The sequence below is a fragment of the Ruegeria sp. BG3 genome (genome assembly GCF_056538485.1).
Map to the genome: position 1 here is coordinate 1 of NZ_JBQFTE010000001.1, position 16,412 is coordinate 16,412.

Consider the following 16,412-nt stretch of genomic DNA (forward strand, 5'->3'; position numbering starts at 1 on the left):
TGGTCGACAATGAACCCGATATCGACAACCCCAACATCGTTGGACCGGACATTGCGGCCTCCAACGGCACCATTCAGGTCATCGACCGCGTTCTGCTGCCCATCGACATCCCAGGCAATGAGCCTGTCGAGCCCACCGATCCGACCCTTGCGGGAATCGTCGCGGCAAGCGGGGGGGTCTTCGACGACGATGCGACAGATTTCGACATCCTATTCAATGCGGTTCAGGCTGCAGGCCTAGTCGAAGCCCTTGACGATCCTGATGCCAGCCTCACCGTTTTCGCTCCGAACGATGCCGCCTTCGTCGCGCTAAGTCAGGCGTTGGGCTTTGAGGGAGGGGATGAAGCAGGCGCGTTCGACTACCTGGTAGAAGCTCTTGCACTTCTGAATGGAGGCGATCCCATCGGACTCTTGCAGAGTGTTCTGCAATACCACGTGGCCCCCGGCGAATTGGGCTCAGATGAGGTGCTGAACGCAACCTCGATCCAGACCTTGCTGGATGGCGCCACGCTTGGCGTCGATGGCACGACGCTGGTGGATGCGGAACCCGACATCGCGGATCCGAATCTGATCGCAACGGACGTACCGGCCAGCAATGGCGTTGTGCATGTGCTGGACGGGGTTCTTCTACCGGCAGATTTGCTGCAATCCGACGGCTCAAATGACGTTGATTTCCTGATCAAAGGCGATCAGTCAGACTACGTTCGGACCGGACGTGACAATGATTTCGTCGACGGAAATGGCGGAAATGACAAAATCCTGCTGGGCCGCGGCGACGATGTCGGCTTTGGGGGTCTTGGGAAAGACAAGGTCTTTGGAGGGCGCGGCGATGACAGCCTCTACGGCGACGAGGGAGCCGACTACCTAAGCGGCGGCAGGGGCGATGACATGATCACCGGCGGAGCCGACAATGACCTGTTGGTTGGCGGTCTTGGTGCAGACACGTTCATCTTCAACGCAGGCGATGGGCATGACAAAATTCTAAGGTTCCAGCAAGGACAGGACACAATCGATCTGTCCGGTGCCGGGATCTCGGGCTTCGACGAGCTATCCGATATGATCGAAACATCCCTGTTCGGTGCTACAATTCACCTTGAAGAAGAACAGAGCATCTACGTGCAGGCCTTCAACCTGGACCTGGATGAAACCGACTTCGTTTTCGCCCCAAGCGCGTACGACACAATCGCCTAAAAGCCCAAACGAACTGAAAATGTGCCCGTTTGGATCAAAGCGGGCACGTTTTTTGTCTGGTCAGCAAACCTCGAGTGGTTTGTGTACCACGCGCGACCACATATACATGCCAAAGGTTCAGGGTGCGGGTGGTCAGCCAACCGTTTTGAGTGACGTCATCATCCTGCTGCGGCACGCTCTTATTTAAGATGGTCCTGCCAGAAGAACTTGGTTTAAGGCGGGCAGCGGGCTTTCGTAGCATTTGCCCATGACCGGACCTGTCTCTTTCAAATACTTCAAAACCAGTCCCGAAGTCATCCGCCTTGCGGTGATGCTGTACATCCGTTTCCCTCTCTCGCTTCGGAATGTCGAAGAAATACTGCACGAACGCGGCATCGACGTAAGCCATGGAATCGTCCGCTACTGGTGTGATCGGTTAGTGCCGGTTTTTTATTGCGAAGATCCGAAGAAAACGGGTCCAGCAACTCCGAGCCATTTTCAAAACGGAAGTGGCACGTGGATGAAGTACTCGTGAAGGTGAATGGCAAGAGGCACTACCTCTGGCGGGTCGCAGATCGCGAAGGCGAGGTGCTGCAAGTATTCGTAACCAAAAGCCGAAAAAAAACTGCCGCGCCTAAGTTCCTCAAGAAATTGATGAAGCGGCACGATTAAGTTGAAGAAGTAGTCACGGACCGCTTCGCATCGTATCGGGCCGCTCTCAGAGAGCCTCGCGCTTCGTAACAACAGCCAACGGGAAGGTGGCTAAACAAAAGCGTCGAGTTTCGTACCCGCCATTTCGACGATGCGAACGCGCGAAATAGCGTTTCAGGCGCGTGCAAAGTTTACAGACATTCGCGTCCGTCCATTTCTCCGTCTACAACCACTTCAACCAGGAACGATCGCTCACCAGCAGGGACACCTTCAAGCTGATCCGCGCCGCCGCTTTTAGCGAGTGGCGTCAACTTTGTTCCGGATAGGTTCACGGTTTCCGCGGTAAACTGAGACAGGTTCGAATTCGTCTGACAGCACCTGTAGCCTTAGATTGGAGGCACGGCACGCACGGCGGCCAACTGTCTGGCCGCCACCCTTTCGCGATGTATCATATACAGCCCTGCACTGATGATGATCGCAATGCCAAGCAGGCTAAGCGTGTTCGGGAAATCACTGAAGACAAGATAGCCGAACAAGGTTGCGACCGGCAGCTCAAAATACTGCAGCGGCGCCAGCGTGACGGAAGGCGCAAAAGACAGCGCATAGGTCATCATCATGTGACTCACCGTCGCGAAAAAGCCGGCGCCCAAAAGCCACAACAACGCGATGTCGGTCGGCCAAACGGGATCAAACAAATCAGAACCGGAACCTTGCGCAACAATTAGAGCTGGAATGCAAAACAGGCTGGCGATCAGGCCGGTGTGGAATTGCAGGGTCACTGGGTGCACCCGACGCGACAACCCCCGGGTCAAAAGAATGTAGAAAGCGAAGGCAACTGCCGTGCCAAGCGGAATAATGGCAACCGCGCCGAAAGCTGCGAAACTGGGCTGGATAACGAACAACACCCCGACAAACCCCACGAGCGCCGCGCCAACGCGACGCGGGCCGACATCTTCACCAAAATAGAACTTGCCGACCAACAAGACGATAAACGGGGCCACGAAAACGATTGCCAGTGCATCGGCAAGGGGCATCACCCGGATTGCGGCAATGAAGCAAAATGTTGCGAACACCAGCAGCAATGAGCGGAAAACCAGCACCATCAACTGACCTTTCGCCACGTGCAGCGACTGTCCCATTATCCAGATGAAGGGCGCCATTAGCGCGCATTGCACCACAAACCGCGCAGCCGTAATCTGCCCAACCGGCACACTGGTCGACGCGAGTTTCGCAGACACATCCAGCAAAGGAGCGGTTAGGCAAAACCCTAGCATCAGCGCAACGCCAACAAGGGTGCGATCCGGAGATTGAGGTATTGGTCCAGCAGAGGTCATCGATTTATTTAGAGATGTCGCCAAATGCGTGTCTGTTCTCAATACGACGACAGGCAAAAGTTCCGCAATCCAAGAGTTCGAGTTGAATTGGATATAGCGCTCGCGGCGAATGTCTCCTCTGAAGGGCCGCACAGCCGCATCAGGTGGCCCGGCCAAAGGGCAGCTGGCTTACCCTGAATTGGCCGCTGAGCACGCGAAAGATGAACTTGGACTTGCAACTTATAGTGATAGGTTCATTCGAAATTCTATGGTTTTTCCACTTGCTGGAGCAAGTTAATCGCCAGGTGTTCAGCGTAGCTGCGCCAACACATCTTCCGCGGCCCGTACTCCTTCTAGGTGGGCTCCGCTGACCGAGCATTGTTGGCTAGGGTGCGTCGCTTCACCAGCGAAGTGCACCCGCTCAGCATGAGACTGGCGCAAGACAGCGCGTTTGTCGTGGCCTCCTGGTCTGGCTCCAGCGTAAGAACCACGCACGTAAGGTTCATTTCGCCAAGCGGTAGCGTGGCCCTTGATAAAGGCTTTTCTGACGGTCGTGCCGAAGAAGCTAACCAATGTTTCGAGCGCGTGTTCTATGGCGCTTTCAGGTCCCGCTTCCTGCAAAAGTCTGGAAAAGCTTCCAGAACTTTCAAAGCTGGTAAGGCCAGTGCTTGAGATGTTGCAAAGAAAACCGCCTCCGCGGGCTACCCCGTTGGCGTCGGGTTCTAAGTGGTATGTCAGCCAAGTATCGGGTTGCACTGGCAAAGCTCCGGGGCGGAAAAGGAGGCCTGCGTGATTGTAGTCCCCCATGGTGATAAGCTCGAGCGCTGAGCGTCGGTCGGATTCTAGCGGGGGATCAAAAAGGATGATGTCTTCGGCTAGGACGCCGACAGAAACTGTAACAACTACGGTTCGAGCTTTGATCTTGCCAGTAGCAGTAGTTATCTGCACGCCTTCAGTGAGAGATTTTATTTCTGTGACCGGAGTGGCCAATTTAATTGGCAGCCCCTTTGCGGTGCATGCAATGAGGTGTCCGAAGCCTTCGCGACAAAACCAATCGTCTCCGCCCTCCCAGGCACTGATGTCTCGCAGAGATGTATCCGGCAAATCTCTGGCAATCGACAAGGCAAATGTCATCGCTGCCGTGAACGACCAATGCCCCTTGTTCTGCCAAATGTCTGCCAAGGTCCGGTCTGTTGGAATTCCGGTACTTGCTTCAATTTCTGCATCGATGCGCGCCGCTTCATTGATCGCGCTATGAAGCTCGTCGACTTCGTCCCAGAGAACAGCGTCGTCCTCCAAGCCATATGTCACCGCGTTGTCTGGGGCTGCATAGAGATCAAGGCCAAGTGCGAGACCTGGAGCTTTCAGAGCGTTTACATGTTCGGTGTGCATCCAGTGCGCGCCCATGTCGAACGGGACGCCAAAGATCTCCGTGTCCGTGTGTGTGCGCCCCCCGACGCGGTTGGATGCCTCGATGCAGACAACTGATAGTCCAGCCGATTTGAGAGCACGAGTAGCTGCGATTCCCGCTGCTCCAGCGCCAACGACAACGACGTCAAAGTCATGACCTTTCACTTTTTTGCTCCAGGGAATCGAGTGGTCTAAATGGTAGTTTCCGGAGTGGATATTCGCTTACTCGCACGCAAGAGAATCTGTAAAAATCATGACTCCTTAGAGATTTGGGCGTGTGTTCTAAAGATGTCATACGTCGGCGCTTGAGCTAAAATTGCAAACGAACTCTGGAATTGAAACGCCTTCGTATCTAGCCAGATCGAGCGGATCTTCTGCGTCCAACTTGCTGCATCTTCGGTAGATTTCCAGCATCTCGGCAGAAAGCTCGCCGCTCTTAAAAAAATACATCGCGGCAGCATATCTTGTGGCGCCAGAGCCAGGTTTTCCGATGGCTGTTACCAGGAACTGCGTTTGAGCTTCTGCTTCCTCCACTTTGAATATACCTTTAGTCACGATTTCGGCTCAGCGGACATCGCATCATTCAACGCGGCAACTTCATCTTCTCCAGGCGCTGATTCAGAGTTGTAGATTGGCAGAATGTTCCTGAGATGGTCATGATGAGAGCGCACGCCGTACTCGAGATCAGAAAGATAGAAGCCTTCAAACGCCTCCGAAGCCATGGCTTCGTTGGACCATATCGTGAGCTGAATATCTTCTTCCACTGTCTCTCGATCAATCCGGGCGGCAAGGTAGCGTGCCGCTCTTTGTTGGCGGTCTTCGTTCGGGTTTCGGTATGTCGCGCTCCGTAGAATGGATTTATCCGTCGTGATCGGAAACTCTTGATAAAAGAGGGTCGTCTCAGGTGTGACGGCTATGACCGCATTTGGAAAAATGCCGTAGTAAAGCCAAGTTTTGTGCAAGTGTTCTGGCAGGTGAGGCTGTGGTTTAGTGAATTTCTTGTAGTTGCGAACGGCCCACCTCCGGCCCTTTGTCGGAGTGAATTTTCCGTCAGAACGTGAGATACCATCGACATATGGTTCGTCTGAATAGGTCGAGCCATACAGATCCTGAAGGGCAGGGTGCGCGAGCGGGACATGATACCCTTCGTTGTCGACATCTCTGATCGATTTCCAGTTTACAGGAGTCTCCTCGGTCCAGATTCCGTCCGTCGGGACATGTTCGGCCATTTTGTAGGCAGAGACTTCCTGTTCAATCGGGGCTAGCAGTTCGGCTACTGATGGCTGGGGTCCAGGTTTGAATCGGACGAAGACAAAACCCTGCCAGATTTCCATTTCAATCTCTTTCAGGCCAAACTCGTGCTTGTCTAGATCGGGGAACGACTCCGGACGGGCGGCGCCGCGTAGCGTTCCATCAAGATTGTAAACCCAGCCGTGAAATGGGCAGACTAGAGCGTTTGCACATTTTCCTTGCTCTTTCGAGACCAGCCGAGAACCGCGGTGACGACAAACGTTTAGAAACGCGCGGATGTCCGAGTTGCTGTCCTTCAAGATCAGGGCGCGCTCACCGCACATGTCAAAACATAGAAAATTACCGGGTTCCGGAACATCCGAAACATGGCACGCGATTTGCCAATGCGTTTTGAAAAGTTCGCTCTTCTCAAGTTCAAGAAGGGCATTGCTGTGATAGCACCAACCGGGCAACCCGCGACGGTCCCAATTGGTAGGAATTTCTGTGTTTCTTACTTCGTCGCGCATCGGAACAACCCGCATAGTTTTGGTTTGGTCAGTTTGGGTCTCAGATGGGGACAGTATCCAGGAGTGAAAATTTGGCCTTGCTGGATCCGCCACTCTTCGACTGAGTGTAGGTGTCGCTTAAATTGACTTGCTCGTCAACTTATTCTGACTGAATGATCATTCAGAAATGTGCTGCTAGTCACGCCTGTGAGGTTTCCTTGGTCGATGGTTTTCGATTTACCTGCTCAAATCAGGTGCAAAACCAGTGATACGTAGAGATATGATCAAAATTCATTCAGCCAAGCTTGACAGTGCAGATTTCAGCGGACTACCGTTCTGAATGACCAGTCAGATAAAAACATAGCGACTTGGGGGAATGGGGTGCTTGGTGATCGCGCCCGCAACGCAGGCGCGATCATTCGAGAAGACAGACTAGCAAACAAGGCAAGACAAATTCAGCCACCACTCAGGGAGAGGAAGCGAAGTTATGAACTCAATCAGGAAAATCGCCGGAATTACAGTTATAGCAGCAACTACTACTGCAGTTTCGGGATCGGCTTACGCGCAAGAGCGTGTGTTGAAGGTTACGAATTGGGGAGAATACATCGCTGAAGACACAATCGAGAACTTCGAAAAAGAATACGGTATCAGGGTGATCTATGATCCGTATGACTCTGCCGAAGCAATTGATGCCAAGCTACTCGCGGGAAACAGCGGATATGATGTGGTTAGTCATGCCGGCAGTGATACGGCTCGTCTGATTAAGGCGGGAATTGTTGCACCGTTGGATATGTCGAAGCTGGACAATATCAAGCACATCGACCCGGCAATCATGGAGCAGTTGTCAAGTGAATGGGATCCAGGCAACCAACACTTCATTCCTTATATGTGGGGAACGCACGGCGTCACATACAACGAAGAATTGGTGAAAGAGACGTATCCAGATGCCCCCATAGGCTCGATGGATATGGTTTTCGATCCTGTTCACATGAAAGAGCTGTCCAAGTGTGGAGTTTCATTCCTGGATTCCCCGGGCGACATCATTCCGATGGCTTTAGCGCATATGGGCCTGGATGCGAACTCCACAAACAAGGAAGACTATGAGAAGGTTGGGGAGATGTTGGCGGAAATCAGGCCATACATCAAAACCTTCGATAACTATGCTTATCAACGGATGCCTCAGAAAGAGTTCTGTGTCTCAACCACATGGGGCCCTGACGGTCTCCTTGCCATGTCTGGCGCAGCGGAAGCCGACACTGGTGTAGTGCTAGACTTCTTCCTGCCCGAAGGTGATCGTACAGCGCAGCTGTGGATTGATGGTTGGCTGATCCCGGAAGACGCCGCGAACAAAGAAGACGCTCATCTTTTCCTGAACTATATGATGCGCCCCGAGGTTGCGGCCAATGATAGTAACTTCACCTGGTATGCGACCGCCAACCTGACGGCCAAGCCCATGGTTGATGAGGCTGTAACCTCCAGCCCAGCCGCGTTCCCAACATCGGATCAGGTTGCCAAGATGTACACGACTGCCGTTCTTCCTCCCAAGGTCGAGCGCTTGCAGACACGTACCTGGACTGACTTTAAGGCCGGAAACTAAATCCACTCACACTGGCAAATGGAGTAGCGGACCAGACCGGTTCGCTACTGCATCCCCAGATCCCGACTGGCAGACTAAGAGGCCCAAATTGACTGTTTCCACGGCTGTCAGCCCAGAACCATGGCTCGATCAAAAAGAACAGGAACCTCTGGTCAAAATCAGAGGCGTAACCAAAAAATACGGTGCAGTGACTGCTGTCGATAACGTTGATCTGGATATCTACAAAGGAGAGTTATTCTGCCTTTTAGGCGGATCTGGATGTGGAAAGTCGACACTACTTCGAATGCTTGCTGGGTTTGAGGATTTGAACAGTGGTACAATCACTATCGACGGAGTCGATATGGCCGATGTGCCAGCTTACGAACGTCCGACCAATATGATGTTCCAAAGCTATGCGCTGTTTCCGCATATGACCGTCGAAAAAAACGTGGCTTTCGGGTTGGAGCAAGACCATGTCCCTAAGCTAGACATTGCGGACAGAGTTCACGACATCCTCAAGCTTGTTGAGTTGGAAGATTTCAAAAAGAGAAAACCTAAACAATTGTCCGGTGGGCAACGCCAGCGTGTTGCATTGGCGCGGGCCTTGGTCAAACGTCCCAAGTTGCTGCTCTTGGATGAACCTTTGGCTGCTCTGGACAAAAAACTGCGTAAGCAAACGCAGTTTGAGCTTGCCAACATTCAGGACAAGGTCGGCGTCACGTTCATCGTCGTGACTCACGATCAGGAAGAAGCAATGACCCTGTCTTCGCGAATGGCCGTTATGGACGCGGGTCGCTTCAAACAGATTGGAACTCCGACAGAGATCTATGAGTTTCCAGAATCCCGCTTTGTGGCTGACTTTATCGGATCAGCAAATATTTTTGAGGGCAGGGTGACCGAGGATGGGGCCGACCATGTTCGGGTCGAAACTGAGTTCTGCGAAGTTTATATTGATCACGGTCATTCTGTTAAGGCTGGCAGCAAGATTTGGGTTGCGCTGAGGCCCGAGAAAATTCGACTTGAGAAATCTGATACAATTGCTGAGGGCGCGAACCAGACAGCGGCCGTTATCGACGATGTTGGGTATTTGGGAGAGACATCGATCTATAAGGTAAGGCTTCCCAATGGCGAAATCTTCGACGTCACTCAGCCCAACCATTCTCGTCCGACGCATGCTGCGCAGCGATTAACCTGGGAAGACAAGGTGAATATCAGCTGGGATCCGTCCAGCGCCATGTTGCTCCACTCATGACGGATTTCACCGAGGATATATCCGAACCGCCGCAGGTTGAACGACAACCCATGATCCGTTTAGTGATGCGGCGTATCCAGAGCAGATGGCGTCAGATCGTCACCGTCATACCGTTCTTCTGGTTGCTTGTATTCTTTCTGGCACCGTTCTTCATTGTCGCAAAGATAAGCTTAGCTGAGCTGGCGATTGCGAGCCCGCCATTCACAAGTTTAATTGAGTGGACAGGCGACGGGATCATGACAATCCGCCTGGTCTTCGACAATTTTGTCTACATCTGGGAAGACAGCCTTTACTTTGACACTTACGTAAATTCACTCAAGATTTCAGTAACGTGTACGTTCTTGTGCCTCTTGTTTGGCTACCCTATTGCCTATGCAATTGTACGATCGGGGCCGGTCGCGAAGCCGCTCTTGTTGTTTGCAATCATTCTTCCGTTTTGGACGTCTTTCTTGTTGCGGGTCTATTCGTGGATGGGCCTGCTTGCGGATCAAGGCACGATCAACAACCTTCTGATAGCGCTGGGGGTGATCGATGAGCCGATCCGCATGCTTTACACGGAATTCGCCGTCTATATCGGGATCGTCTACACCTATATGCCGTTCATGATCCTGCCGCTGTACGCGAATATGGAGAAGCTGGACAACAGCCTGAACGAGGCGGCCGCCGACCTTGGTTCCAAACCAACGAACACTTTCTTCAAAATCACATTGCCTCTGACGATGCCTGGAATTGTCGCTGGTTCACTGCTGGTTTTTATCCCTGCGACCGGCGAGTACGTTATCCCCGATCTGCTAGGTGGCGGCAACGTGCAGATGATTGGGCGGGTTCTCTACAATGAGTTCTCTAGAAACAGCGATTGGCCAGTGGCCGCCGCAGTTGCGATTGTTCTGCTGTTCATACTGGTGCTGCCAATCATGGTTTTCCAGCACTACCAAGGCAAAGCAGCGGAGGAGCAATAGATGTACGCCAAACGCTCCCGTTTCTTAACCATCATGCTGACCGTGGGACTGGCATTCTTTTACATCCCAATGATCCTGTTGGTCATTTACTCATTCAACTACTCAAAGCTGGTACCGGTTTGGGGTGGATGGTCGTTGCGCTGGTACAAGGAGCTTTTTCAATCTGCCGAAGTTTGGAGTGCTGTTTCACTCAGTCTTCAGATTGCCGTTGTGAACGCTACTTTTGCTACGGCGCTTGGCACCTTGGCAGGTCTGGCTATGGTGCGCTTTGGACGGTTCAAGGGGCGGACCTTGTTTGGTGGCATGTTGGTCGCGCCCTTGGTGATGCCCGAGGTGATAACCGGATTGTCCTTGCTGGTTTTCTTCATCTCGCTGAACCAGCTGATCGGATGGCCTGCTGAGCGCGGTTTTGCGACGATTACGATCGCGCATATTACCTTTTCCATGGCCTATGTGGCGGTAACAATTCAGGCACGCTTAACCGGTGTGGGGCAAACACTGGAAGAAGCCGCCGCCGATCTTGGCGCAAAACCGTTCAAAGTTCTGACGGCCATAACGATCCCACAGCTGACGCCGGCACTAATTTCGGGATGGTTGCTGGCCTTCACGCTGTCTCTCGATGACTTGGTCATAGCAAGTTTTGTTACCGGCCCAGGTGCAAATACCTTGCCAATTTTGATCTTTTCGCGCATTCGACTGGGCCTCAGACCGGACATTAACGCACTAGCGACTATCATGATTCTTGTGATCGCTATTTGTGTTGCGATCGCAGCAATAATTATGTTCCGGCAACAGAGAGCGGATTTGTTGGACAGGCAAATGGCTGAACGAGAGGAGAGTTAAATTGGAGACGCATGAGCTTCAGAAAAAACGACGCACCGAACCTCCTGAAGTTCGTCGCTTGCAGTTGATCATGGCAGCCATAGACTCGATCTCGAAACGCGGGTTTTCTGACACGACGCTTAAACATGTAACTGAAACAGCCAATCTGTCCCATGGCGTGGTGAATTATCACTTCGACAGCAAAGAAGCTTTATATGACGCCGCGCTGGGTTTCCTTGCGCAAGAACATTATGAGAATTGGCTCAAATACTATGAGGCTGCTGAACCTACAGCCGCACATCGGCTGGCTGCGATTATTCAAGCGGACTTTGACAAGAGCATCTGTACTCACAAGCGCTTAGCTGTCTGGTTTGCCTTTTGGGGGCAAGCAAAATACCGGCCGAATTATCTGAAGATTCACAATAAATACGACAACGAAAGATATGATCGAATTTTGCACCTATGTGGTGAATTGATTGCCGACGGCGGCTACGACGATCTTGATCCAGAAAAAACAGCCCGTGCTGTAGAGGCAATGTCAGACGGGGCCTGGCTAAGTTTGATGCTGTATCCAAAGGTGGCTGATCGTCGGGAATTCAGGGATGTTTGCATGCTTTCGCTGTCGCGGTTCTTCCCAAAACACTTTCCAGTCTGAGGGAAAGCAACGAACGGGTACTTCAGCACTTTATCTTGTGCATGCCGGGGTCATAGAGCGGCTTTAACGAGGCTGCCGCGTCGTATTTCTCGTCTGCGATTTCGATCTGCCAATGCCCAGTTGCGACTATGTCCGCGGTCAACGGTTCGTCAATCTCGGCAAAACCAATACCGACGGCAGCGCCGAGCGTGTGCCCATATCCGCCAACTTGAATATATCCGACTTCATTGCCGTTTAGATAAATCATCTCATTGCCGTACATGAGAGGCTCTGGGTCTTTTAGCAGGAACTGCAACATCCGGTTGTTGGGCGTGCCTTTCGCCTTGATCGTGGCGAGTGCTTCCCTGCCGATGAAGCCACCGGGTTTGTCCAATTTGACGGCAAAACCAAGCCCGGCCTCAATTGGGTTGTCCGTGTTGTCCACGTCAATTCCGAAATCACGATAAGCCTTCTCTAGCCGTAGGGAGTTGAGAGTTTGCATTCCAGCATTGCGAACACCCAGATCTCGACCTGCTTCCATAATCAGATCGTAGGTCTGAATGGCCTGAGTGGCCGGTACGTGAAGTTCCCAGCCGAGTTCGCCAATAAACGTCACGCGATAGGCCATAACTACTGCGTACCCGATGTCAATTTCTCGCGCCGTCATGAAGGGAAAACCTTCGTCCGACAAATCAGCTCCGGATATTCTGCTCAATAGTTCACGCGACTTTGGGCCGTGAACGTTGATTTGGCAGCGCCCTGCGGTGATGTCTGTTATAACTACGTTTTCATTGTCCAGGATGTGCTGTCGCATGCGCATCTCGGTATGACCCGCCGAGTTTTCTCCCACGATGACCCAGTATTTCTGATCGGATAGCCGGGTAACCGTAAGGTCAGCCTCAAACCCACCTCGTTCATTTACCCAGGCCGTGTAGACGACACGACCGGGTTCAACATCAACGTCATTGCAAGAAAGGCGAGACAGGAGGGCGCAGGCATCCGGTCCTTCGACGCTGAAACACGCCATTGATGTCATGTCCATTACGATGACATCCTCGCGTGCTGCCCGGTGTTCTTCAGCGTGCCATTCAAACCAATTTTGGCGATACCAACTGTATTTCTCGACCTTGGCCTCTTCGGGCGTCGGAGCAAACCAATCAGGTTGTTCCCAACCATTTCCTTCTCCGAAAAAGGCTCCGGCCGCATTGAGACGGTCATAGAGTACTGAACGCTTAACGTTCCTGGCCGTTTTGTAGTTCTCATTGTGGTAGTGCTGACCAAAGAGCTTTCCCAGCAACTCAGGTGTTCTGTCGCGTCGAAAGGCCGGTGTCGCCATTTCACGGGAAAAGCGATTGACGTTGATGCCGGTAACATCGATGGGCGGCAAGCCGTCCACCATCCAATGGGCCAAAACCATTCCCGTACCCGCGCCGTTCAGGATGCCAAGTGAGTTCATTCCGCACGCAACCCAAAGATTACGCAGTTCAGGCGTCGGCCCAACAAGCGGCGCAAGATCAGGCGTAAAGCTCTCTGGTCCGCAGAACAGTTTCTTGACACCATAGTTCATGGTGTCAGGCACGCGCGAATAGGCTTTCTCCAGGTCGGGCCCAACACGTTCCCAATCTGGTTCAATCTCTCCGAATTGCCATTCATCCGGGATACCATCGAGCTTCCAAGCCGCAGCGCCGGGCTCAAAAAGCCCTAACATCATCCCGCCGACTTCTTCACGGTAATAAGTGTAGGTGGAAGGGTCTTCGAGAACGGGTAGATCGCGAGGTAGGCCCGGGATACTTTCCGTTATCAGGTAGTAGTGTTCAGCCGCCTGGAGGGGTAGATTTACACCGTGTTTGGCACCCAGCTGGCGAGACCACATGCCGCCACAGATCACAACGTTTTCCGCTGTTATGGTGTGACCACTTGCGGTGCGGACCCCTGTCGCGGTGCCGTTCCTGGCCAAAATCTCTTCAACCCGCACGCCTTCGTAGAAACGTGCGCCTCTGTTTTTGGCTCCCTTGGACAGAGACATTGTCACGTCCACTGGGTTAGCCCGCCCGTCCTCCGGAATTAGGAATGCTCCAACGACGTCTGAAAGGTCCCCAATAGGGAACATATCCTGCGCTTCTTTTACCGAGACTTCGTGATTGTTTATCCCAAAACGCCGCATGAAGGCGGCGACGCGGCGCATCTCATGCAGGCGTTCTTCATTGGTTGCAATTTGCAGATATCCAACATCGCGGAAACCTGTGGATATACCGGTTTCCTTCTCTAGGTTCGCATAAAGGTCTCGGCCGTGCGTGTAGATGGCGCACTCAGCTTCGGATTTGAGAAGGCCGGCTACGATCAGGCCGGCGGCATGCCAAGTGGTCCCTGATGTCAGTTGCCCCTGTTCCAGAACGACAACATCGGTATGGCCGAGCTTGGTCAAGTGATATGCCGTGTTCGCGCCGATTGATCCCCCACCAATGATCACGGTTTGGGCATGCGTCGGTAGGGTGTCAGCCATTGCGAGAAAATCCTTTTAGGCGTTCTTTTTTCCGAATACCAGTCAAATCACTTGCTGTCTACTGACTGAATGATCATTCAATTATAGCTGAATCTATGACCTGCGATTTCGCGATAAAGCTTGTCTGAGATGAGAGAAAAGGTTTCACTGCAGTGACTGACTGACAATCAGATGCGGGGGAATCCTATGTCAGACGAGATCCTATATGACCAACAGGCAATCAGCTTTCTGGAGGAGCTTTGGGGAGAGGGGTTTCTTTCACCGGGAGGCCCTGAAGAAGTTGCGCGTGTTGTTAAAGGGATTGATCTGAAAGATAAGCATATACTTGATATCGGATGCGGATCTGGGGCCATTGCAGTGTTGATGGCACAGGAGTTCGGCGCCGCTAGAGTTACGGGGATTGATGTAGAGGCCCCGGTTTGCGCGGCTGCGAAAGAGCGAGCTAAGCAGGTTGGCTTGGAGGAAAAGGTCGAAATCATAGAGGTCACTCCAGGCCCAATGCCATTCGAAGATGGTACTTTTGACGTAGTGTTTTCGAAGGACTCGATCATCCATATACCCGACAAAGTAGCGATGGCGTCGGAAGCTTATCGTGTGCTCAAACCTGGTGGCAATTTCGCTGCTTCTGACTGGCTGACCAATCATGATGGTGAGATGTCACCGGAAATGGCGCACTACGTAAAGATGGAAGCCTTGGAGTTTCAGATGGCGTCGCCCTCTAAGTACCGCGCTGCTATGGAGCTGGCTGGCTTTGAAGACGTAGAGTTAGTCAACCGCAACCCTTGGTATGCTCAGGTATCAGCTGCTGAGCTTGAGGAATTGACCGGGCCAAACCGAGCCGACTGGGAAGCTCGTCATGGTGCGGAGTTTATTGAACATCAGATCGAGATCTGGGACGCTATGCAGCCGGTGTTGAAAACCGGAGAGCATTGCCCGCATCACATCCGTGGTCGGAAACCTGCCTGATCTGACCGAAACTTTAAATGGGCGCGATGACCGTTATGCGTCGTAATCCTTGCTGACCTGCGCCATACCAGATTCCATGATGTCGAACATTTCGTCTATCTGCGACGGAGATATGATCAGAGGGGGCGAGAACACGGCCATGTTTCCAAATGGCCGCAAGAGGAGTCCCATCTCCTCGCACGCATCGTCCAGTTTCTGTCCAAACTTCACATGCGCTTCGTAACTCTCGACGTTCAGTCCAGGGCGACATTCTATGCACCCGAGGAGCCCGTCACCGCGCACATCCCCAACTATCGGAAACTTTTCCTTTATTTGATTTAGGCGGTCCTGGAAATGCGGTGTGACGCTTTGAACGTGTCCTATAATGTCCTCGCGCTCCATGATTTCAATATTTTTAATGGCAGCAGCGCAGCTCACAGGGTGCCCGGAGTATGTGTAGCCGTTGTAGAAAACATCGTCTCCCGGTGCGTCTGAAATGCGTTTCACTACTGCGTCCGAGATTATGCAGGCACCTAGCGGCAGATAGCCCGAGGTTAAACCTTTTGCGCAAGTGATAATGTCGGGGACGATGCCAAAGACCTCTTCTGAGGCGAACCAATGGCCCAGCCTGCCAAAGCCGGTTACGACTTCATCCGAAATGTACAGAATGTCGTTTGCCCGGCAAATTTCGAGCGTGCGCTTGTGATAGCCCGGAGGTGGAACGATCACGCCACCGGAACACAGGATCGGTTCCGCGATAAAGGCGGCAATACGGTCAGCGCCTACCTCAGCAATCAGGTTCTCAAGGTCAGCAATTTTGGCGTCGCACCAGGCATTAATACTCATGCCTTCTGGCCTGTGGTAGGGATTCACGTCTGGAAGGAAACGCACCAGATCCTGAGCTTTCTCAAAGCTCGTTTCGAAGCGTTCTTTTCCAGTGACAGTCGCAGCGAGAAAGGTAGATCCATGGTAGCCTTTCTCCCGCCCGATCACGATCCTCTTCTCCGGTCGGCCAAGCCGTTTGTTCATGAAAAGTGCGGTCCGCAGTGCGGTGTCAACGGCCGTAGATCCACCGGTCGTGAAGTGCACAGTGTTCAGATCGCCTGGCGTACGTTCCGCGATCATTCGCGCCAAAACGGCCGCGGGTTCGGTCGTAAACGACCACGGCGACGCGTAGGGCATCTTCATAACCTGTTGGGAAATGGTATCGGCCATCTCTTGACGCCCGTATCCGATCTGCGTGCACCACATTCCGCCAGGGCCATCAATATATCGCTTCCCGGCAGCATCCCAGAGATAGATACCATCCGCTGTATTTATCCGCATGTACTCGTCGGACCCAAAGCCGTCGGTTCCAGCCCAAGGATGTAGGTGATGGTCGCGATCCCAAGTGACAAGGTCGTCGTCGGTTGGTGTATTGCCTAGGGCGTTCACGTCTGCTT

14 protein-coding genes and 1 pseudogene are annotated in these 16,412 nt (G+C 52.7%); 8 read left to right on the top strand and 7 right to left on the bottom strand.

Annotated features, from left to right (window positions below; all coding sequences use genetic code 11):
* On the top strand, positions 1–1,190 hold a 1,190-nt coding region (locus tag ACR0AI_RS00005; RefSeq protein WP_480701222.1), incomplete at its 5' end, for a fasciclin domain-containing protein.
* A 34-nt stretch (positions 1,191–1,224) separates the two neighbouring features.
* Here ACR0AI_RS00005 and ACR0AI_RS00010 read toward each other — a convergent pair.
* Positions 1,225–1,578: a hypothetical protein gene (locus tag ACR0AI_RS00010; RefSeq protein WP_480671658.1), complete on the bottom strand. Its 354-nt coding sequence runs from the start codon at positions 1,576–1,578 to the stop codon at positions 1,225–1,227.
* Between ACR0AI_RS00010 and ACR0AI_RS00015 the strand changes: the two are divergent.
* Positions 1,498–2,146: pseudogene (locus ACR0AI_RS00015) on the top strand (IS6 family transposase). The gene ACR0AI_RS00010 and the pseudogene ACR0AI_RS00015 overlap by 81 nt on opposite strands.
* Positions 2,147–2,206: 60 nt before the next feature.
* Here the strand turns inward: ACR0AI_RS00015 and ACR0AI_RS00020 are convergent.
* From ACR0AI_RS00020 to ACR0AI_RS00035, 4 genes are all read right to left on the bottom strand, one after another.
* Entirely contained in the window at positions 2,207–3,154 is a 948-nt protein-coding gene (locus ACR0AI_RS00020; RefSeq protein ID WP_480671624.1) for a DMT family transporter, read from the bottom strand.
* Positions 3,155–3,442: 288 nt separating this feature from the next.
* Positions 3,443–4,708 (bottom strand): flavin monoamine oxidase family protein, encoded by a 1,266-nt coding sequence (locus ACR0AI_RS00025; protein ID WP_480671622.1) that lies wholly within the window; start codon positions 4,706–4,708, stop codon positions 3,443–3,445.
* 126 nt (positions 4,709–4,834) lie between these two features.
* Entirely contained in the window at positions 4,835–5,098 is a 264-nt protein-coding gene (locus ACR0AI_RS00030; RefSeq protein WP_480671620.1) for a hypothetical protein, read from the bottom strand.
* A complete protein-coding gene (locus tag ACR0AI_RS00035; RefSeq protein ID WP_170352661.1) occupies positions 5,095–6,300 on the bottom strand; it encodes an aromatic ring-hydroxylating oxygenase subunit alpha in 1,206 nt (401 codons plus the stop codon). Before ACR0AI_RS00035 ends, ACR0AI_RS00030 begins: the two co-directional genes overlap by 4 nt.
* A gap of 466 nt (positions 6,301–6,766) precedes the next feature.
* Between ACR0AI_RS00035 and ACR0AI_RS00040 the strand changes: the two genes are divergently transcribed.
* The 5 genes from ACR0AI_RS00040 (at position 6,767) to ACR0AI_RS00060 (ending at position 11,543) form a co-directional block, all read left to right on the top strand.
* The gene (locus ACR0AI_RS00040) at positions 6,767–7,876 is read left to right on the top strand and encodes an extracellular solute-binding protein (RefSeq protein WP_480671618.1); all 1,110 of its coding nucleotides are present in this window, start codon (positions 6,767–6,769) and stop codon (positions 7,874–7,876) included.
* A gap of 88 nt (positions 7,877–7,964) precedes the next feature.
* A complete protein-coding gene (locus ACR0AI_RS00045; protein WP_480671616.1) occupies positions 7,965–9,107 on the top strand; it encodes an ABC transporter ATP-binding protein in 1,143 nt (380 codons plus the stop codon).
* Between the two features lie 50 nt (positions 9,108–9,157).
* Entirely contained in the window at positions 9,158–10,066 is a 909-nt protein-coding gene (locus ACR0AI_RS00050; RefSeq protein WP_480671656.1) for an ABC transporter permease subunit, read from the top strand.
* Positions 10,067–10,909 carry an ABC transporter permease subunit gene (locus ACR0AI_RS00055; RefSeq protein ID WP_480671614.1) on the top strand — a complete coding sequence of 281 codons (843 nt, stop codon included), beginning with the start codon at positions 10,067–10,069 and terminating at the stop codon, positions 10,907–10,909.
* 1 nt (position 10,910) lies between these two features.
* Positions 10,911–11,543 carry a TetR/AcrR family transcriptional regulator gene (locus tag ACR0AI_RS00060; protein ID WP_170464490.1) on the top strand — a complete coding sequence of 211 codons (633 nt, stop codon included), beginning with the start codon at positions 10,911–10,913 and terminating at the stop codon, positions 11,541–11,543.
* Between the two features lie 22 nt (positions 11,544–11,565).
* Here ACR0AI_RS00060 and ACR0AI_RS00065 read toward each other — a convergent pair whose 3' ends face one another.
* Complete coding sequence (locus ACR0AI_RS00065; protein WP_480671612.1) at positions 11,566–14,025, bottom strand: GcvT family protein; 2,460 nt, start codon at positions 14,023–14,025, stop codon at positions 11,566–11,568.
* A 186-nt stretch (positions 14,026–14,211) separates the two neighbouring features.
* Here ACR0AI_RS00065 and ACR0AI_RS00070 point away from each other — a divergent pair, with 186 nt between their 5' ends.
* Positions 14,212–14,991 (top strand): methyltransferase domain-containing protein, encoded by a 780-nt coding sequence (locus tag ACR0AI_RS00070; protein WP_480671610.1) that lies wholly within the window; start codon positions 14,212–14,214, stop codon positions 14,989–14,991.
* Between the two features lie 33 nt (positions 14,992–15,024).
* On the opposite strand, the gene ACR0AI_RS00075 is transcribed toward ACR0AI_RS00070, so the two are convergent.
* Positions 15,025–16,404 (bottom strand): aminotransferase, encoded by a 1,380-nt coding sequence (locus ACR0AI_RS00075; RefSeq protein ID WP_480671608.1) that lies wholly within the window; start codon positions 16,402–16,404, stop codon positions 15,025–15,027.
* Positions 16,405–16,412: the final 8 nt, after the last annotated feature.